The organism is Frigoribacterium sp. Leaf415 (assembly GCF_001424645.1).
Lineage (GTDB): Bacteria > Actinomycetota > Actinomycetes > Actinomycetales > Microbacteriaceae > Frigoribacterium.
On sequence record NZ_LMQR01000003.1, the window covers coordinates 43,291 to 61,796 of the forward strand.

Consider the following 18,506-nt stretch of genomic DNA (forward strand, 5'->3'; position numbering starts at 1 on the left):
CGTGACCTCCCTCGACACCCGCCCCGGTGCCAGGGAGGCGCGCCCCCGTCGCGAGGGCCGACGCACGTCGTCGGCCCTCCCGCCGGAGGAGAGCCTCCTGCCCGGAGCCCGCCGCGCGGGCTTCTGGCTGTACCTGATCCCCGGCTTCGTCCTGTTCGCGGTCGTGATCCTGGTCCCGCTGATCTGGAACGTCTACCTCAGCTTCACCGACTACCGGGGCATCCGCCCGCCGACCTGGGCGGGGCTCGACAACTGGCGCGAGCTGATGAGCGACGACCGCTTCTGGACGTCCTTCCTCAACAGCGTCTTCCTCATCATCGCCATGGTGGTGGTCCCCACCGTGCTGGGCCTCCTGCTCGCCGCGATGCTGTTCGACCTGATCGGCCGGAAGTTCGGCGGCCGTCTGGCGTCGTTCCTGCGGGCGACCTACTACCTGCCGCAGATCCTGCCCGTGGCGATCGCCGCGATCGTCATCGGCTGGATACTCCGACCCGAGAACGGCGCGCTCAACACCGTCCTCGACGCGGTGGGGCTGGGCGCCCTGCAGCACAACTGGCTCGGCAGCCCCGACACGGCGCTGCTCAGCATCATGGTGGTGATGGTGTGGGTGCAGCTCGGCTATCCCGTCGTCATCTTCATGGCCGCACTGCAACGGGTCGACCCCGAGCTGTACGAGGCCGCCGAACTCGACGGCGCCGGCTGGTTCCAGCGGTTCCGGGCGATCACCGTGAGCATCATCCGCCCCGAGATCTTCGTCGTCGTGCTGACCTGCACGATCGCCGCGCTGAAGGTGTTCGGACCGATCTACGCCCTGACCCGCGGCGGCCCCGGCGACTCGACGATCGTGCCGAGCTACTACGCGTACAGCGAGTTCTTCCAGAGCCAGCAGGTCGGCTACGGCGCGACCATCGCGACGGCGCTGACGCTCGTCATCGTCGTCATCACGATCTTCTTCATCCGGGCACAGAACCGGGTCGAACGAGCAGAGAGGGAACGCTGATGGCCACGACCGTCGTTCCGCCGGTGAAAGACGACCGCATCCGTCCCGCGGTGCCCAGCCCGCGCCTCCCGAAGGCCAAGCAACGGGGGCGCAAGAAGACGGCCACCGACTGGCTGATCCTCGCCGCGGCGATCGCCTTCGGCGTGCTGATCGCCCTGCCGTTCCTGTTGATCCTCGTCAACTCGTTCAAGTCGCCTGCCGACTACACGACCGGAGGGCCGCTCAGCCTGCCGACGTCGCTGTACTTCGACGGTCTCGTCGACTTCTGGAACCGCGTGGAGTTACCCACCAAACTCTGGAACAGCTTCGTGATCGCCGGGCTGGTGGCCCTGTTCGCCGTGGTCATCTCGGTGTTCAACGCCTACGCGCTCGGCATCGGCCGGGTCCGCGGTCGCACCTGGATCATCGTGCTGTTCCTGCTGGCCAACATGCTGCCCCAAGAGGCTCTGCTCTACCCGCTGTACTTCATGTTCAAGCAGGTGGGCCTCTACGACAACATCTGGGCGGTCATCATCATCTTCACGGTGATCCAGAGCGCCTTCGGCACCTACCTGCTCTCGAGCGTCTACGGCACGTTCCCGAAAGAGGTGCTCGAGGCCGCGTCGCTCGACGGGGCGAGCCGGTGGCAGATCCTGTGGCGGGTCATCGTGCCGATCAGTCGGCCGACCCTCTCGGTGCTCGCGATCTTCTTCTTCATCTGGACGTGGAACGAGTTCCTCATCCCGCTCACCTTCCTGGTGTCGAACGGCAACCAGACGGTTCCCGTCGCCATCACCGCCCTGCAGGGCGACCGGCTGATGGACGTCACCACGACGAGCGCGTCGGCCCTGCTCGGGTTGATCCCCACGCTCGTCTTCTTCCTGATCTTCCAGCGCACCCTGACCCGCGGCATCACGGCCGGCGCGGTCAAGTGACGCGTTCCACCCCGAAAGGCTCCACATGAAGTTCACCGACGGTTTCTGGCAGATCCGCCCGGGGGTCGAGTCCCTCTTCGCGCAGGAGGCCTACGACGTCGAGGCCCGGGCGGACGGACGCTCGATCGAGGTCACCGCGCCCACCAAGGTGATCGCCTCGCGGGGCGACACCCTCAACCGCCCGACGCTCACCGTCGCGCTGAGCTCGCCGATGGAGGGCGTCATCGCCGTCGACGTCACGCACTTCGCCGGTGGTCGAGACGAGATCGGGTTCGACCTCGTGGGTTCCGAGGGCGGCCCGGCCGGCGTGGGGGTCGTCGAGACGAGCGAAGGAGGCGCGACCCTGACCTCGGGACGCCTCACCGTCACGGTCGGTCGCGGTGCGCCGTTCGACCTGACGTTCCGCGACGGCGACACCGTGCTCACCCGCTCGGGCCACAAGTCGGTCGGCTACCACCGGGTCGCCGCCGACGCGCAGGTCGACGGGGCGATGCTCGGCAACGCCCGGGCCGGCACCGGGCGCGTCCTCGCCCCGAGCTACGTCTCGCAACAGCTCTCGCTCGGCGTCGGCGAGCTCGTCTACGGCCTCGGCGAGCGGTTCGGCCCGCTGGTCAAGAACGGCCAGACGGTCGACGTCTGGAACGCCGACGGCGGCACGTCGAGCGAGCAGGCCTACAAGAACGTGCCGTTCTACGTGACGAACCGCGGGTACGGCGTCCTGGTCGACCACCCGGGCCACGTGTCGTACGAGATCGGCTCCGAGTCGGTCGAGCGGGTGCAGTTCTCGGTGGCGGGCGAGACCCTGCGCTACCTGGTGATCGCCGGCCCGACCCCGGCCGACGTGCTCGACCGCTACACGCGGCTGACCGGGCGCCCGGCGCACGTGCCGGCCTGGTCGTACGGCCTGTGGCTGTCGACGTCGTTCACGACCGACTACGACGAGGCGACGGTGACGGGCTTCGTCGACGAGATGGCCCGCCGCGACATGCCGGTCAGCGTGTTCCACTTCGACTGCTTCTGGATGCGCGAGTTCCGGTGGTGCGACTTCGAGTGGGACCCCCGCGTGTTCCCCGACCCCGAGGGCATGCTCGCCCGGCTGCACGAGCGCGACCTCCGCGTCTGCGTCTGGATCAACCCGTACATCGGTCAGCGCTCGGCGCTGTTCCGCGAGGCGGCCGAAGCCGGTTACCTCGTCCGGAACCCCGACGGCAGCGTCTGGCAATGGGACCTCTGGCAGGCCGGCATGGGCCTGGTCGACTTCACGAACCCCGAGGCGACGGCCTGGTTCCAGGGGCACCTGCGTCGTCTGCAGTCCCAGGGCGTCGACGCCTTCAAGACCGACTTCGGCGAGCGCATCCCCACCGACGTCGTCTGGCACGACGGCTCCGACCCCGAGCGCATGCACAACTGGTACACGCAGCTCTACAACCAGGCGGTCTTCGAGGTGCTCGAGGAGGTGCGCGGCGAGGGCGACGCCGTCGTCTTCGCCCGCTCGGCGACGACGGGCGGTCAGGCGCTTCCCGTGCACTGGGGTGGCGACTCGACGTCGACCTTCGAGTCGATGGCCGAGACCCTCCGCGGCGGCCTGTCCCTGGCCATGAGCGGCTTCTCGTTCTGGAGCCACGACATCGGCGGTTTCGAAGGGACTCCCGACGCCGAGGTCTACAAGCGGTGGACGGCCTTCGGCCTGCTGTCGAGCCACAGCCGGTTCCACGGCAGCTCGTCGTACCGGGTGCCGTGGGCGTTCGACGACGAGGCGGTCGAGGTCACCCGGCGCTTCACGAAGCTGAAGCTGTCGCTGATGCCCTACCTGTACGCCGCCGGTCTCGAGTCGTCGCGCTCGGGGCTGCCGGTCATGCGTCCCATGGCCCTGGCCTTCCCCGACGACCGGGGCGCCGCCCACGTGGACACGCAGTACCTGCTCGGCGACGACCTGCTCGTCGCGCCGGTCTTCTCGGCCGACGGCACCGTCGAGGTCTACCTGCCGGCCGGACGCTGGACGAACTGGTTCACCGGTGAGGTCGTCGACGCGGGCTCGGGCACGTGGCGCACCGAGCGGCACGACGTGCTGAGCCTGCCGCTCTACGTGCGCGAGGGGGCGGTGATCCCGGTCGGCGGGCGGGACGACCGCCCCGACCACGACTACCTCGACGGTCTCGTGCTCAAGGTGTTCCCCGGGGGCGACGGCACCCGCTCGCTCACGGTGACGACGCCCACCGGCGAGTCCGCCGACTTCGTCGTCACGCGGTCAGGAGGAGCGGTGTCGGTCGAGACCGCCGCCACCGGCTGGCAGGTCGACGAGGTCTGACGCCGGGCGGCGGCGGGCGGCACCGTGACGGGCGGCACGACCCCGTCGACGCGCCGCTCGTCGAGGTCGAGGTAGCCTCGATCGACGGATGGGTGGGGGCGTGACGACACAGCAGGGTGGCGGCGAGACCGCGGCGGCTCCCGATCTCGGTGCCCGGTTCGACCGGGTCCGGCGTGACAACCTCTCGACGGTGCTCCACATCGTCCACACAGACGGGGCCACGTCGCGATCGGCCCTGACCCAGGCGACCGGGCTCAACCGCTCGACGATCGCGGCGCTCGTGGGCGAACTCGTCGACCTGGGGCTCGTCGTCGAGACCGACCCGGTCGGGACCAACCGGGTCGGGCGTCCCAGCCCGGTCGTGGCGCCGAGCCCCCGTGTCGTCGCCGTCGCGGTCAACCCCGAGATCGACGCCGTCACGGTCGGGGTGGTCGGGCTCGACGGCGTCGTGCAGCACCGCGTCCGTCGCGAGACCGACGGCGTGCCCAGCGCGCCCCAGGCGGCGGCGCTAGCCGCCCGGGTGATCGCCGAGCTGCGGGCCACCGCGCTGTCTCCCGACGTGCGGGTGCTCGGGGTGGGTCTCGCGGTCCCCGGGCTGGTCGGGTCCGACGGGGGAGTCGTGCGGCTCGCCCCGCACCTCGGGTGGATCGACGAGCCGTTCGCGGCCGTCGTGGCGTCCGCGACCGGCCTGCCGACCCGCGCGGCCAACGACGCGTCGCTCGGTGCGATCGCCGAGGGCCGCTTCGGGGCCGGGCGGGGCGTCGACGACCTCGTGTTCCTGAACGGCGGTGCGAGTGGTGTCGGCGGGGGAGTCCTCATCGGTGGCAGTCCGGTGACCGGCGTGGGGGGTTTTGCCGGCGAGATCGGGCACACCCTCGTCAACTCCGTCGGCGAGCTCTGCCACTGCGGCGCCGTGGGGTGCCTCGAGACCGAGGTCGGTCAGGCCCGGTTGCTCGCCGTCACCGGACTGGAGCGGGGTCAGGCCGACCAGCTGGACGCGGCGCTCGCCGGCGCCGAGCCCGGGTCGCCCGTGGCCGTCGAGGTGCGGCGTCAGATCGACTTCCTGGCCGTGGCCCTGCGAGGCGTCGTGAACTCGTTCAACCCGGCGCTGATCGTGCTCGGCGGCTTCCTCGGATCGCTGCACGCGGCCGACCCCGGCCGCCTGGCCGAGCGGGTCCGCGGTCAGTCCCTGCCCGGCGCCCGCGACGACGTGCGGATCACCCGTGCCGCCCTCGGCGTGGACCGGCTGACGATCGGAGCGGCCGAACTGGCCTTCGCCGCCGTCTTGGCCGACCCTGCGTCCGTGACCCGCGCCTCCTGACGTCGTCCTCGCGGCGTTCGACCCGCCACGAAGTGAACGACCCGCCACGCAATCGGGTGGCGGGTTGCTTACCTCGTGGCGGGCAAGCGGGCAAGCGGGCAGACGGGCGGGCGGGCAGGCGGGCAGGCGGGCACGCAGGGCCGCCCGCCCCCGCGTCAGGCGTGCGTGTGCGGCTCGGAGTTCGCCCACACCGACGCCGCGGCGACGCCGGCCAGTTCGACGCTGCCGACCGCCCGGTCGTGCGCGTCGGTCAGCACGACCTGCAGCGAGCCGGCGTAGTCGCGACGCTCGCCGACGCGCACGTGGGCGCCGACCCGCAGGTCGAGCGAGCTGAGGTAGCGCAGCAGCTCGGGTTCGTCGTCCGAGACGCGCACGACGAAGCCGCACTCGCCCTCGACGAAGTCGCCCAGCGGATGGGCGGCAGGCCGCACGACCGTGCCGTCGGCCGCGGGGATCGGGTCGCCGTGCGGGTCGGCCGTCGGGTGTCCGAGCTCGACGTCGAACCGGTCGAGCAGCCGATCGCTGACGGCGTGCTCGAGCACCTCGGCCTCGTCGTGCACCTCGTCCCAGCCGTAACCCAGGCGTTCGACCAGGTACGTCTCGATCAGCCGGTGGCGCCGGACCATCGACACGGCGATCGCACGGCCCGCGTCGCTCAGGGCGATGCGCCGGTAGGGCTCGTAGTCGAGGTAGCCGTCGCGGTCGAGTTTGCGGAGGTTGCCCGAGACGGTCGACGCGCTCACGCCGAGCGTCGCGGCGATCTCGTTGGTCGAGATGCCGGCGCCGACTCCTGCCTCGGCCCACTCCTCGGCCTTCCAGATGACCTTGAGGTAGTCCTCGGCCATGGTGGTGCGCGTGCTGGCCGGGTCGCTGGGCATGGTCCGATCCTAGGCGGCGCCACCCGCGCCTCCTGCTGTCGTCCGCGCCCGGCGCACCGGGGTCACGGGCGGGGCAACGACCCCAGCCCCTGCGCGGCCCGGTAGCGCTCGCCGACGGCGGGTCGCAGGTCGGCCTCGAAGGAGGCGCTGGTCGCCGGGGTCCAGGTCGGTCGCGTCCCCGAGAGGGCCCAGCCCGCCTGTCGTGCCGCGCCGTCGGCGACGTACTCGCCCGGCTCGGGCACGACGACGGGCAGGTCGAACACCTGGCGGGCGACGGCCTGGACGGCCGGGTTGAGCGCGGCCCCGCCGATGAGGAGGACGCGGGTGGCCTGGACGCCCTGTCGGCGGACGGCGGCGGCACCGTCGGACAGTGCCGACAGCATGCCCTCGACGGCGGCGCGGGCCAGGTTCTCGCGGGTGGAGTTCGCCAGGGTCAGGCCCGAGAGCGTCGCCGTGGCGTCGGGCAGGTCGGGGGTGCGTTCGCCCTCGAAGTAGGGCACCAGCGTGACCCCGCCGGCGCCGGGCTCGGCCGCGAGGGCCAGACGGGCCAGTTCGTCGTGGTCGACGCCGAGCAGTCCGCCGACCGACGACAGCACCCGCGCCGCGTTCAGCGTGGCGACCAGGGGGAGGTAGCCACCCGCGGCGTCCGCGAAGCCGGCCACCGTGCCGCCGGGGTCGGTCACGGGCCGGTCGGTGACGGCGAAGGCCGTCCCGCTCGTGCCGATGCTGATGACGAGGTCGCCGACCGTGGCGTCGAGGCCGAGGGCCGCCCCGGCGTTGTCGCCCGCGCCGGCGCCGACCACGATGCCGGCCGGGATCGGGCCGTCCGCGACCGTCGTCCCGGCCGCCTGGTCGGCCTGCAGCACCCGCGGCAGCACGACGCGCCCGGCGTCGTCCGCGGGGGAGCCGGTGGCCTCGCGTGCCCCGCGACCGAAGGCGTGCTCGAACAGCTCGAGGTCGTACGCCTCGTCGGTGGGGCTCCAGTACGAGGTGCCGCTGGCGTCCGAGCGGTCGGTGACGAGGGCGTCGAGGTCCGGCCCGAGCGGGCTCTCGTCGGCGGGACCGAAACCGAGGAGGCGCCAGGTGAGCCAGTCGTGCGGCAGGGCCACCGCGGCGACCCGCGCGGCGTTCTCGGGCTCGGCGTCGCGCAGCCAGCGCAGCTTGGTCGCGGTGAACGACGCGACGGGGACGGAGCCCGTGCGTCGGGCCCACTGCTCGGCCCCGAGCTCGTCGATCAGGTCGCGGGCGGCCGGGGCGCTGCGGGTGTCGTTCCAGAGCAGGGCGTCGCGGACGACGCGTCCCTCGGCGTCGAGGGCGACGAGGCCGTGCTGCTGACCGGCGACCGAGAGCGCGGCGACGTCGTCGAGGCCGCCGGCGTCCGCGATCGCCGCGAGCAGCGCCTCCCACCAGGCCGCCGGGGGCACCTCGGTGCCCTGGGGATGCCCGGCCGACCCCTGCCGGACGAGTTCGCCCGTCGAGAGATCACGGACGACGACTTTGCAACTCTGGGTCGATGAGTCGACCCCGGCGACGAGACTCATGGGCACAGTTTGTCGTACGTGACCACAAATGGCCACCGGCGGTGTCCCGCGGGTCGCGCGCCGCGCCTCCGCGACGGGTCCCGGGCCGTCCGGGCGGCCCGGACGAGCCTGTCGGTAGACTCAAGTGCACCTCACCCGGTGCGTTCCCCCGACGTGAGGAGAAACCCATGCCAGCAGTGGTGATCATCGGAGCCCAGTGGGGCGACGAGGGCAAGGGCAAGGCCACCGACCTGTTGTCGAGCCGCATCGACTACGTCGTCAAGTTCAACGGCGGCAACAACGCCGGCCACACCGTGGTGATCGGCGACCAGAAGTACGCGTTGCACCTGCTGCCCTCGGGCATCCTCTCGCCCGGCGTGACGCCCGTCATCGGCAACGGCGTCGTCGTCGACATCGAGGTGCTCTTCGACGAGCTCGACGCGCTGATCGCGCGTGGCATCGACGTCTCCCGGTTGCGGGTCAGCGCCAACGCGCACGTCATCACGCACTACCACCGCACCCTCGACAAGGTGACGGAGCGCTTCCTCGGCAAGCGCCAGATCGGCACCACCGGTCGAGGCATCGGCCCGACCTACGCCGACAAGATCAACCGCGTCGGCATCCGCGTGCAGGACATCTTCGACGAGGGCATCCTGCGGCAGAAGGTCGAGGCGGCCCTCGACCAGAAGAACCACCTGCTCGTCAAGATCTACAACCGTCGTGCGATCGAGGTCGACGAGGTCGTCGAGTCGCTGCTCTCGTACGCCGAGCGGCTCAAGCCGATGGTCGCCGACACGGCGCTCGAGATCCACCAGGCGCTCGAGGCCGACAAGACCGTCCTCTTCGAGGCGGGCCAGGCGACCATGCTCGACGTCGACCACGGCACCTACCCGTTCGTCACCTCGTCGTCCGCCACCGCAGGAGGCGCCTCGACCGGCTCGGGCATCGGGCCGGGCCGCATCGAGCGCGTCATCGGCATCGTCAAGGCGTACACGACCCGCGTCGGCGCCGGGCCGTTCCCGACCGAGCTCTTCGACGCCTCGGGCGAGTTCCTCCGGGCAAACGGCTTCGAGTTCGGCACGACCACCGGCCGTCCTCGCCGCTGCGGCTGGTACGACGCCCCGATCGCGCGCTACACGGCGCGGATCAACGGCGTGACCGACTTCGTGCTGACCAAGCTCGACGTGCTCACCGGCCTCGAGACGATCCCGGTCTGCGTGGCCTACGACGTCGACGGCGTCCGGCACGACGAGGTCCCCGTCTCGCAGAGCGACTTCCACCACGCGACGCCGATCTACGAAGAGTTCCCGGGGTGGAGCGAAGACATCACGGGGGCGCGCGACTTCGACGACCTGCCGAAGGCCGCGCAGGACTACGTGCTCGCCGTCGAGGCGATGAGCGGCGCCCGCATCTCGGCGATCGGCGTGGGCCCGGGCCGTGACGCCATCGTGCAGCGGCACGACCTGCTCGGCTGAGCCGCGCTACCACACTCACCCGCCACCGAGCCAACTCCCAGAATCTAGGTATGGTCTTCTCCTCATGACACTCGACATCGCCTACACCGCCATCGCCCACGCCACCGGTGGGGGTCGTGACGGCCACGTCCGCAGCGAAGACGACCGACTCGACTTCGACACGCGGCCCCCCAAAGAACTCGGTGGCTCCGGCGAGGGCACCAACCCCGAGCAGCTGTTCGCGGCGGGCTTCGCGGCCTGCTTCCTCAGCGCCATGCACGGCGCCGGCAAGAAGCTCGGCGTCGACACGAAGGACGCCGAGGTCTCGGCGAGCGTCGGCATCGGCGGAAACGGCGAGGGCGGATTCGGCCTCGCGGTCGAGCTCGACATCTACACGCCGAACGTCGAGCCCGAGCGTCGTCAAGAGCTGGCCGATGCGGCCCACCACGTGTGCCCGTACTCGAACGCCACGCGTGGCAACGTCGAGGTCACGCTGACGCTGGTCGACTGATCCCGGCCGGGCCGACCCGGCCGTGAAGGAGGCGCGTCCTGCGCGAGCGGGACGCGCCTCCTTCGTCCGTGGCGGTCCGTCGGCGGCCCCGTCGTCGGGCTCGCCGATAGGGTCGGTGCATGGCACTCGACAGTCCTCTCGGGGCGGACAGCCCCCTCAGCTCGGCCGACCAGGGCGCGATCGACGAACTCGCGGGCATCCGCCAGAGCATCGACAACATCGACGCCGCCCTCGTCCACATGCTCGCCGAACGGTTCAAGTACACGCAGTCCGTCGGCCTGCTCAAGGCGGCGGCGGGCATGCCGGCGAGCGATCCCGAACGTGAGCGCGTGCAGATCCAGCGCCTGCGTCGCCTGGCAGAAGAGGCCCGGCTCGACCCGGCCTTCGCCGAGTCCTTCCTGAACTTCATCGTCGCCGAGGTGATCCACCACCACGAGCGCATCGCCGCCGGCGACGACCCCACCGCCGGCCGCGCATGAGCGACCTCGGCCCGTCCGGCCCCCAGCGTCTCTACGTCGGTTCGTACACCGCGGTCAGCGGTGGCCACGGCCTCGGCATCACCGTCCTCGAGCGGTCGAGGGCCGACGGTCGCTGGCAGGCCGGGCAGGTCGTCGAGGCCGACGACCCGTCGTTCCTCGTCGTCACCGAAGGAGCCCTGCACGCGGTCGCCGAGACCAACGAGGGCCGCGTGCTGTCGTACACGATTGCCGCGGGCCGCCTGGTCGAGGCCGGCGTCGCGGCGTCCGGCGGTGCCTCGCCCTGCCACATCGCCCACGACCCGGCCTCGAACGCCCTGCTCGTCGCGAACTACGTCGGCGGCACCTTCGGCGTGCTCAGCTCCGAGGCGACCGACCCGGCACGCGTGACGGCGACCGTCGCGCTCCCGTCGGGTTCCGGCCCGGTCGCCGACCGCCAGGGCGGGCCGCACGCCCACCAGATCGTCGCGACCCCGTGGGGCACCCACCTGGTCAGCGACCTCGGCACCGACCGGCTGGTCGAGGTCGCCGTCGACGTCGTCACGCTCGAACCGTCGATCGTCGGCGTGCACCCGATGCCCGCCGGCTCGGGCCCGCGGCACCTCGCCTTCCTCGGCGACGACCTGCTCGTCGTGGGCGAGCTCGACGCCCGTCTGTACGTCGTCCGGAGGCAGGGTGACGACCTCGTCATCCCGTACTCGGTGGCGGTCGTCGAGGGCGAGCCGGACGAGCGGGGAGACCTCCCGTCGCACCTGGCCGTCCACGGCTCGAGGGTCTACGTCGCCACGCGCGGCCGCGACACGATCAGCGTGCTCGAGACCTCGGTCGACGCCGAGGGCGGGTCCGACGGCGGCGAGCCCTCGCGGCTCCGCCTGGTCGGTCAGGTGCCGTGCGGCGGCGAGTGGCCGCGGCATTTCACCATCGCCGACGGCCTGCTCTATTGCGCCAACCAGGGTTCCGACACCGTCTCGGTGCTGCCCGTCGACGAGGCCACCGGTCTGCCCGGGGCCCCCGTCGACCTGTTCACCCTCGGCAGCCCCGCCTGCATCGTCGCCGTCTGACCGGACCGCAGGAGGCGCGGGTCAGCGTCGCGGCACGAGCCGCTGCAGCACGGCGATGACGTCGTCGATCGACGTGTCGTGGCGCGGGTCGCCGCCCGAGTCCACCGGTGAGAAGGGCCGCGGCGTGAAGTAGAGCCCGTCGGAGACGAGCGACACCACCCGGGCGACCGCGGGGTCGCCCACGGCGTCGAGGACGACCTGGTGCCAGCGGGACTGCATGGCGGTGAGGGCCTCGAGTGCCCGGGGGTGGCGTCCGCTCGACGCGAGGTTCGAGACGGCGGTGATGCAGCGGTCGAGCGGGTCGTCGGCCGGGATGGCCGCGGGTGACGAGGTGCGGACGAAGTAGTCCACGACGCCCTCCGGCGCGCTGGTCATCGCCGCGACGTCGTCGTCGAGCAGCGCGGTGAGGCGGTCGACGAGGGCGTCGACCAGCGCCTCGCGCGTGGGGAAGTGGTAGAGCAGGCCGCCTTTCGAGACCCCGGCCGCGGCGGCCACGGCATCGAAGGTCGCGGCGCGTTCGCCGTCGTCGACGACGAGCGTCTCGAACGTGTCGAGCATCGATTCCCGGGCTGACGGTCGAGGGCTCATTCTGTTACTGTACCGTCTGGACGGTGTAACTGTACCGTCCGGACGGTCGGCACCGCGCCTCCTGCCCTCGTCGGGCCGCCGCCGCTAGGCGGTGCGCGCACCGTCGATCGACCCACCACTCCACCGACCGCGAGAGAACGCCATGACCCGCCCCGCCACCGTCACCGCCACGACCCCGACCGGCGTCCCGCCGCGTGCCGGCCGACGACAGTGGGCCGCGTTGGTCGTGCTCATGCTGCCGGTGCTGCTCGTCTCGGTCGACAACACGGTGCTGAGCTTCGCCCTGCCCGAGATCTCGACCGCACTGCAGCCGAGCGCCGCGGGCCAACTCTGGATCGTCGACGTCTACTCGCTCGTCCTCGCCGGCCTGCTCGTGGCCATGGGGTCGATGGGCGACCGGTTCGGCCGCCGCAAGCTGCTGCTCACCGGTGCGAGCGGATTCGCCGTGGTCTCGGTGCTCGCCGCGTTCTCCACGAGCGCCGAGCAGCTCATCACGGCACGAGCCGTGCTGGGCTTCTTCGGCGCGATGATCATGCCGGCGACCCTCTCGCTGCTGCGCAGCACCTTCCTCGACCGTGAGCAGCGCCGGCTCGCGATCGCCGTCTGGGCCTCGGGCTTCGCCGCCGGATCGGCCCTGGGCCCGATCGTCGGCGGCGTGCTCCTCGAGCACTTCGCCTGGGGCTCGGTGTTCCTCGTCGCGGTGCCCGTGCTCGTCCCCCTGCTGATCGCCGGCCCGCTGCTGCTCACCGAGAGCCGCGATCCCGCGCCGGGGCCGGCCGACCCGTTCTCGGTGCTGCTGTCGCTCGCGGCCATGGCGCCGGTCGTCGCGGCGATCAAGCTGCTCGCGACCGACGGCTTCGTCTGGCCCGTCGCCGCCCTGGCGGTGGTCGGCGTGGGCTCGGGCTGGCTGTTCGTCCGGCGTCAGCTCGCCCGCCCGCGTCCGCTGCTCGACGTGCGGCTCTTCACGAACCCGGTGTTCGCCGGATCGGTCCTGGTCAACCTGCTCGCCGTCGTGGCGCTCGTGGCCTTCCTGTTCTTCACGACCCAGCACCTGCAACTCGTCGTGGGGCTGCGGCCCTTGCAGGCCGCGCTGACGCTGGTGCCCGGTCTCGCGGTGATGATCCTGGCGGGCCTCGGCGTCGTGCGGGTCGTCCGGTGGCTCCGCCCGCGCACCATCGTCGCGATCGGCCTCGCCTCGGCCGCGCTCGCCTACGCGGCGGTCTTCGCCACCGGCGCCGGGGCCCCCGTGGTCGTGTTCGTCGTGGCCTTCGCCTTCGTCGGCCTGGGCGTCGGCGCGGCCGAGACGATCTCGAACGACCTGATCATCGCGGCCGTGCCCGCGAACCGGGCCGGGGCTGCCTCGGCGGTGTCCGAGACCGCCTACGAGGTCGGTGCCGTCCTCGGAACCGCCGTGCTCGGCAGCATGTTGACGGCCATCTACCGGGGTGCCCTGGTCGTGCCCGCCGGCGTGCCCACCGAGGCGGGCGAGGCGGCCCGCGAGACCCTGGGAGGCGCGGTGGCGGTCTCCGACGGGCTGCCCGAGTCGCTCGCGGGCCCCCTGCTGCACGCCGCCACCGACGCCTTCGACCACGGTCTCGTCGCCACGGCCGGGGTCGGGGCACTGGTGATGGTCGCCGCGGTGGTGGTCGCCCTCACGACCCTCCGCCGCGCCTCCTCGGCCGACTGAGGCCCCGGGCCGTCCGGGCCACCCCGGCACGGGTGGCCCGAGCCGGCCGCAGCGCCCGCGCGGCCCACCTGCCCACGGGTAAAGTGTGGCGAGCCCCCCCGAGACGCCAGGAGAACCATGCCCCGCACCGTCAGACTCGCCGCCATCCCCGGAGACGGCATCGGCCCCGAGGTGGTCGCGGAGGCCCTCAAGGTGCTCGAGGTCGCGGCCGGCGACGACGCGACGTTCGAGGTCACGACCTTCTCGCTCGGTGCGGCGCGCTACCTCGAGACGGGCGACATCCTGACCGACGACGACCTGACGGCCGTCGCGTCGCACGACGCGATCCTGCTCGGAGCGGTGGGCGGTGACCCCCGCGACCCGCGTCTGGCGGGCGGCATCATCGAGCGTGGCCTGCTGCTGAAGCTGCGTTTCGCCCTCGACCACTACGTCAACCTGCGGCCCACCAAGGTCCACCCCGGCGTCCCGTCGCCGCTCTCGGCGCCCGGCGAGGTCGACTTCGTCGTCGTCCGCGAGGGCACCGAGGGTCCCTACGTCGGCAACGGAGGCGCGCTGCGGCAGGGCACGCCGCACGAGATCGCGAACGAGGTCAGCGTCAACACGGCGCACGGCGTCGAGCGCGTCGTGCGTTTCGCCTTCGAGAAGGCCCGCGGTCGTCGTGGGCACCTGACCCTCGTGCACAAGACCAACGTGCTCGTGTTCTCGGGCAGCCTCTGGCAGCGCACCGTCGACGCCGTGGCCGCCGAGTACCCCGACGTCGCCGTCGACTACCAGCACGTCGATGCGGCCACCATCCACCTCGTGGTCGACCCCTCCCGGTTCGACGTCATCGTCACCGACAACCTCTTCGGCGACATCCTCACCGACCTCGCCGGCGCCATCAGCGGCGGCATCGGGCTCGCGGCATCGGGCAACCTCAACCCCGACGGCGCTTTCCCGAGCATGTTCGAGCCCGTGCACGGCTCGGCCCCCGACATCGCCGGTCAGCAGAAGGCCGACCCGACGGCGGCGATCCTCTCCGTCGCCCTCCTGCTCGACCACCTCGGCCTGCCCGACGCGGCCGCCCGCGTCACCCGGGCCGTCGACGCCGACATCGCCGACCGCGCCTCGCGTGACGCGTCCGTCCCCGCCCGCCGCACGGACGAGATCGGCACGGCGATCGCCGACCGCGTGCGCACCCTGTCCCCGTCTGCCTCCGCCTGAAGGGCATCATGACCACCACCGACAACGTCTCCGCCCCGACCGACGACTCGGCCGACTTCCCGCTGCAGTTCGAGCTGACGCCGTCCGAGACGGCACGCGACGACGCCGAACGCGAGACGATCCTCAGCGACCCCGGCTTCGGGAAGCACTTCACCGACCACATGGTGACCATCGAGTGGACCCTCGCCGACGGGTGGCACGCGGCGTCCGTCCACCCGTACGGCCCGCTGCAGCTCGACCCCTCGGCGTCGGTGCTGCACTACGCGCAAGAGATCTTCGAGGGCATGAAGGCCTACCGGCACGCCGACGGTTCGGTCTGGTCGTTCCGGCCGGACGCCAACGGTCGCCGCCTGCAGCGCTCGGCCCGCCGACTCGCGCTGCCCGAGCTCAGCACCGACGACTTCGTCGAGTCGGTCCGCCAACTCGTGCGGGCCGATCTCGACTGGGTGCCGTCGGCCCCCGAGACGAGCCTGTACCTCCGGCCGTTCATGATCGCCACCGAGGCGTTCCTGGGGGTCCGGGCCGCCCACGAGGTGTCGTACCACGTGATCGCGAGTCCGGCCGGGGCCTACTTCAGCGGCGGCGTCTCCCCGGTCTCGATCTGGCTGACCACGAACTACGCCCGAGCAGGCAAGGGTGGCACGGGTGCGGCCAAGACCGGCGGCAACTACGCGTCGTCCCTGCTGCCGCAGCAGGAGGCCTACGAGAACGGCTGCCAGCAGGTGCTGTTCCTCGACTCGTCCGAGAGCAACTACATCGAAGAGCTCGGCGGGATGAACGTGGTGCTCGTCAAGAAGGACGGCACCCTCGTCACTCCCGACAGCGACTCGATCCTCGAGGGCATCACCCGTGACTCGATCCTCGAGTTGGCCGAGGCCCGGGGCCACCGCGTCGAGCGTCGTCGCGTGACGATCGACGAGTGGCGTGACGGCGTCGAGTCCGGCGACATCGTCGAGGTCTTCGCGTGCGGCACGGCCGCCGTCGTCGTACCGATCGCCGAACTCAAGGGCGAGGGCATCCACATCGGGTCGCCCGCCGCGACCGGTGGAGAACTGACCATGTCCCTGCGCGAAGAGCTGACCGACATCCAGTACGGCCGCCGTCCCGATGTCCACGGCTGGATGACTAGGCTCGACGCGTGAAGATCGCCCGTTTCGCCACGCCCGGAGAAGACCCCCGCTACGGCATCGTCGACGAGCGCGAGCTCATCGTCCTCGCCGGTGATCCCATGTACAGCGGGTACGAGACGACGGGCGAGCGGGTGTCCCTGCGTCAGGCCAAGTTGCTCGCGCCGGTGATCCCGCGGTCCAAGGTCGTGGGAGTCGGCCTGAACTACCAGGACCACGCCGACGAGCTCGGCCAGTCCGCGCCCGAGGCGCCCATCCTGTTCCTCAAGCCCAACACGACGGTCATCGGTTTCGGCGACTCGATCCAGCTCCCGCCCGACGTCGGCCGGGTCGACTTCGAAGGCGAACTCGCCATCGTCATCGGGTCGATCGCCAAGCGCGTGAAGGCCGAGGACTACCAGGACGTGGTGTTCGGCTACACCGTCGCCAACGACGTCACGGCCCGCGACGTGCAGAACGCCGACGGCCAATGGACCCGCGCGAAGGGCTACGACACCTTCCTGCCCCTCGGCCCCTACATCGAGAACGAATTCGACTGGGCGGATGCCACCATCGAGACCCGGGTGGACGGCGAGGTCATGCAGCGCGAGTCGACGATGCAGATGATCCACAAGATCCCCGAGCTGATCGAGTACGTCACGGACGTCTTCACCCTGCTGCCGGGTGACGTCATCCTGACCGGCACGCCCGCCGGCATCGGTCCGTTCACGGCGGGCCAGACCGTCGAGGTCGCGATCTCGGGCCTCGGCTCGTTGATCAACCCCGCCAAGAACCGGGTCTAGGCCCGCCCGGTGAGCCCCGCCGCCGTCGACGCGCCCCCGCGCACGAATCCGGTGCCGGGGCTCCTGCTGGCCGGGGTCGCCTACGGGGTGGCGTGGGGCCTGCACCTCGTGTTGCCGGCGGTCCCCGTCCTGACCTGGTGCGTCCTGCTGGGCATCGCGGCCGCCCAGGTCCGGCCCCTCCGCCCGGTGATCGACGGCAGCGGCAAGCCCGGACTGACGTTCGCCTCGAAGCGACTGTTGCGCATCGGCGTCGTGTTGCTCGGGCTCCAGCTCAGCCTCGTCGACGTCGCCGGACTCGGGTGGGCGACGGTCGTCGTCGTGATCGCGATCCTCGGCCTCACGTTCGCGGTCACCTACCTGCTCGGCCGATGGGCCCGGCTCCCCGGTGACCAACCCCTCCTGCTCGCGGCCGGCTTCTCGATCTGCGGGGCGTCGGCGATCGGCGCGATGAGTGCCGTGACCCGCGATCGCGGCAAGGACGCCGCGACTCCCGTCGCTCTGGTCACGTTGTTCGGCACGCTCGCGATCGCCGTCCTGCCCCTGATCGGAGGGTGGGTCGGTCTGACCGACCTCGAGTTCGGTGCCTGGGTGGGGGCGAGCGTGCACGACGTCGGTCAGGTCGTCGCCACGGCGCAGACCGCCGGAGCGGCCGCTCTCGCGATCGCGGTCATCGTCAAGCTCACGCGGGTCCTGATGCTCGCGCCGATCGTGGCGATCACGTCGACCGTGGTTCGCCGACGGGGTGCCGACGCCGGAGCCCGGCCGTCGATCGTGCCGTTGTTCGTCGTCGGCTTCGCCGTCGCGGTCGTCGTCCGGACGGTGATCCCGGTTCCGGAGGCGCTGCTCGCGATCGCGGGGACGGTCCAGTCGGTCCTGCTCGGGCTCGCACTCGTCGGCCTCGGGTCGGGCATCCGCCTCGAGCGCCTCGTCCGCACCGGCGGCCGCGCCTTCCTCGTGGGCCTGGCCTCGTGGATCGTCATCGCCTCGGTGTCCCTGGGCGCCGTGCTCGTGCTGCCCCTGGGGTAGCGGCGGCGTCCCCGCGGGGACGTGGCGGGCGACACGCCCGGGATGCACGAAGTTTGGCCATACCCGTCTCGGGCTGCGTAAAGTAATCACTTGTCACCCCAAAGGTGCGGGCGGAGCGAAGCTTCCCCGGCCCTCAAGTGGGACCAACTTCCAAGTCCTCGAGTTGCTTCACAGCCTCGGACCAAGTGAGTTGCGAACACTGATCAAGATGATGTAGAGTTACGGCTCGTTCCGCAAGGGACGTCGGCACGGTCTCGGCATCGTCGGTCAGTGCAAAAGGTTACAGAACTGCTCAGGGCAAAGGTCTTTCAAGGCTGGGTCCCTGGTGCGTTTGGTCCTTGAGAACTCAACAGCGTGCACATTGTCAAATGCCAAATTATACCCTGGCATNCACAGCCTCGGACCAAGTGAGTTGCGAACACTGATCAAGATGATGTAGAGTTACGGCTCGTTCCGCAAGGGACGTCGGCACGGTCTCGGCATCGTCGGTCAGTGCAAAAGGTTACAGAACTGCCCAGGGCAAAGGTCTTTCAAGGCTGGGTCCCTGGTGCGTTTGGTCCTTGAGAACTCAACAGCGTGCACATTGTCAAATGCCAAATTATACCCTGGCATTGCTTGTGGCTTCATCTTTGGTGGGGTTGTGAGTGGTG

At 71.1% G+C, this 18,506-nt stretch carries 16 protein-coding genes; 13 read left to right on the forward strand and 3 right to left on the reverse strand.

Annotation, left to right across the window (positions count from 1 at the left end):
* Position 1: 1 nt before the first annotated feature.
* The 4 genes from ASG28_RS15835 to ASG28_RS15850 all read left to right on the forward strand — a co-directional run bounded on the left by ASG28_RS15835 (position 2) and on the right by ASG28_RS15850 (position 5,543).
* Positions 2 to 1,000 carry a carbohydrate ABC transporter permease gene (locus tag ASG28_RS15835; protein WP_082454854.1) on the forward strand — a complete coding sequence of 333 codons (999 nt, stop codon included), beginning with the start codon at positions 2 to 4 and terminating at the stop codon, positions 998 to 1,000.
* Positions 1,000 to 1,914, forward strand: a complete 915-nt coding sequence (locus ASG28_RS15840; RefSeq protein ID WP_055978263.1) for a carbohydrate ABC transporter permease — start codon at positions 1,000 to 1,002, stop codon at positions 1,912 to 1,914. The genes ASG28_RS15835 and ASG28_RS15840 overlap by 1 nt, the downstream gene beginning before the upstream one ends.
* 25 nt (positions 1,915 to 1,939) lie before the next feature.
* Positions 1,940 to 4,222, forward strand: coding sequence for an alpha-xylosidase (yicI, locus tag ASG28_RS15845; protein ID WP_055978264.1), 2,283 nt, complete (start codon positions 1,940 to 1,942; stop codon positions 4,220 to 4,222).
* A 100-nt stretch (positions 4,223 to 4,322) separates the two neighbouring features.
* Positions 4,323 to 5,543 (forward strand): ROK family protein, encoded by a 1,221-nt coding sequence (locus ASG28_RS15850; RefSeq protein ID WP_055978289.1) that lies wholly within the window; start codon positions 4,323 to 4,325, stop codon positions 5,541 to 5,543.
* A gap of 155 nt (positions 5,544 to 5,698) precedes the next feature.
* Here the strand turns inward: ASG28_RS15850 and ASG28_RS15855 are convergent, their stop codons facing one another.
* Together ASG28_RS15855 and ASG28_RS15860 are read right to left on the reverse strand one after the other, a co-directional pair.
* Entirely contained in the window at positions 5,699 to 6,421 is a 723-nt protein-coding gene (locus ASG28_RS15855; protein ID WP_055978265.1) for a metal-dependent transcriptional regulator, read from the reverse strand.
* Positions 6,422 to 6,483: 62 nt separating this feature from the next.
* The gene (locus ASG28_RS15860; protein ID WP_055978266.1) at positions 6,484 to 7,962 is read right to left on the reverse strand and encodes a xylulokinase; all 1,479 of its coding nucleotides are present in this window, start codon (positions 7,960 to 7,962) and stop codon (positions 6,484 to 6,486) included.
* 167 nt (positions 7,963 to 8,129) lie between these two features.
* On the opposite strand from ASG28_RS15860, the gene ASG28_RS15865 reads away from it, so the two are divergent.
* The 4 genes from ASG28_RS15865 to ASG28_RS15880 all read left to right on the forward strand — a co-directional run bounded on the left by ASG28_RS15865 (position 8,130) and on the right by ASG28_RS15880 (position 11,443).
* Entirely contained in the window at positions 8,130 to 9,416 is a 1,287-nt protein-coding gene (locus tag ASG28_RS15865; protein ID WP_055978268.1) for an adenylosuccinate synthase, read from the forward strand.
* Between the two features lie 64 nt (positions 9,417 to 9,480).
* The gene (locus ASG28_RS15870; RefSeq protein ID WP_055978271.1) at positions 9,481 to 9,906 is read left to right on the forward strand and encodes an organic hydroperoxide resistance protein; all 426 of its coding nucleotides are present in this window, start codon (positions 9,481 to 9,483) and stop codon (positions 9,904 to 9,906) included.
* A gap of 119 nt (positions 9,907 to 10,025) precedes the next feature.
* On the forward strand, positions 10,026 to 10,385 hold the full coding sequence (locus tag ASG28_RS15875; RefSeq protein WP_082452693.1) for a chorismate mutase: 360 nt from the start codon (positions 10,026 to 10,028) through the stop codon (positions 10,383 to 10,385).
* Positions 10,382 to 11,443, forward strand: a complete 1,062-nt coding sequence (locus tag ASG28_RS15880; RefSeq protein ID WP_055978273.1) for a lactonase family protein — start codon at positions 10,382 to 10,384, stop codon at positions 11,441 to 11,443. The genes ASG28_RS15875 and ASG28_RS15880 overlap by 4 nt, the downstream gene beginning before the upstream one ends.
* A gap of 21 nt (positions 11,444 to 11,464) precedes the next feature.
* On the opposite strand, the gene ASG28_RS15885 is transcribed toward ASG28_RS15880, so the two are convergent.
* Complete coding sequence (locus ASG28_RS15885) at positions 11,465 to 12,031, reverse strand: TetR/AcrR family transcriptional regulator (RefSeq protein ID WP_043593162.1); 567 nt, start codon at positions 12,029 to 12,031, stop codon at positions 11,465 to 11,467.
* Positions 12,032 to 12,173: 142 nt separating this feature from the next.
* Between ASG28_RS15885 and ASG28_RS15890 the strand changes: the two genes are divergently transcribed.
* From ASG28_RS15890 to ASG28_RS15910, 5 genes are all read left to right on the forward strand, one after another.
* Positions 12,174 to 13,718, forward strand: coding sequence for an MFS transporter (locus ASG28_RS15890; protein WP_055978275.1), 1,545 nt, complete (start codon positions 12,174 to 12,176; stop codon positions 13,716 to 13,718).
* 117 nt (positions 13,719 to 13,835) lie between these two features.
* Positions 13,836 to 14,921, forward strand: a complete 1,086-nt coding sequence (locus ASG28_RS15895) for a 3-isopropylmalate dehydrogenase (RefSeq protein ID WP_055978277.1) — start codon at positions 13,836 to 13,838, stop codon at positions 14,919 to 14,921.
* An 8-nt stretch (positions 14,922 to 14,929) separates the two neighbouring features.
* Positions 14,930 to 16,063, forward strand: a complete 1,134-nt coding sequence (locus tag ASG28_RS15900) for a branched-chain amino acid aminotransferase (protein WP_055978278.1) — start codon at positions 14,930 to 14,932, stop codon at positions 16,061 to 16,063.
* Positions 16,060 to 16,830 (forward strand): fumarylacetoacetate hydrolase family protein, encoded by a 771-nt coding sequence (locus tag ASG28_RS15905; protein WP_055978279.1) that lies wholly within the window; start codon positions 16,060 to 16,062, stop codon positions 16,828 to 16,830. Before ASG28_RS15900 ends, ASG28_RS15905 begins: the two co-directional genes overlap by 4 nt.
* 9 nt (positions 16,831 to 16,839) lie before the next feature.
* Positions 16,840 to 17,856 carry a YeiH family protein gene (locus tag ASG28_RS15910; RefSeq protein WP_055978280.1) on the forward strand — a complete coding sequence of 339 codons (1,017 nt, stop codon included), beginning with the start codon at positions 16,840 to 16,842 and terminating at the stop codon, positions 17,854 to 17,856.
* Positions 17,857 to 18,506 lie beyond the last annotated feature (650 nt).

Bases quoted from the DNA above. Each gene is read 5' to 3' on its own strand.
- ASG28_RS15840 (WP_055978263.1), top strand. From the start codon at position 1,000: ATGGCCACGACCGTCGTTCCGCCGGTGAAAGACGACCGCATCCGTCCC.
- yicI (WP_055978264.1), top strand. From the start codon at position 1,940: ATGAAGTTCACCGACGGTTTCTGGCAGATCCGCCCGGGGGTCGAGTCC.
- ASG28_RS15855 (WP_055978265.1), bottom strand. From the start codon at position 6,421: ATGCCCAGCGACCCGGCCAGCACGCGCACCACCATGGCCGAGGACTAC.
- ASG28_RS15860 (WP_055978266.1), bottom strand. From the start codon at position 7,962: ATGAGTCTCGTCGCCGGGGTCGACTCATCGACCCAGAGTTGCAAAGTC.
- ASG28_RS15865 (WP_055978268.1), top strand. From the start codon at position 8,130: ATGCCAGCAGTGGTGATCATCGGAGCCCAGTGGGGCGACGAGGGCAAG.
- ASG28_RS15870 (WP_055978271.1), top strand. From the start codon at position 9,481: ATGACACTCGACATCGCCTACACCGCCATCGCCCACGCCACCGGTGGG.
- ASG28_RS15875 (WP_082452693.1), top strand. From the start codon at position 10,026: ATGGCACTCGACAGTCCTCTCGGGGCGGACAGCCCCCTCAGCTCGGCC.
- ASG28_RS15880 (WP_055978273.1), top strand. From the start codon at position 10,382: ATGAGCGACCTCGGCCCGTCCGGCCCCCAGCGTCTCTACGTCGGTTCG.
- ASG28_RS15885 (WP_043593162.1), bottom strand. From the start codon at position 12,031: ATGAGCCCTCGACCGTCAGCCCGGGAATCGATGCTCGACACGTTCGAG.
- ASG28_RS15890 (WP_055978275.1), top strand. From the start codon at position 12,174: ATGACCCGCCCCGCCACCGTCACCGCCACGACCCCGACCGGCGTCCCG.
- ASG28_RS15895 (WP_055978277.1), top strand. From the start codon at position 13,836: ATGCCCCGCACCGTCAGACTCGCCGCCATCCCCGGAGACGGCATCGGC.
- ASG28_RS15900 (WP_055978278.1), top strand. From the start codon at position 14,930: ATGACCACCACCGACAACGTCTCCGCCCCGACCGACGACTCGGCCGAC.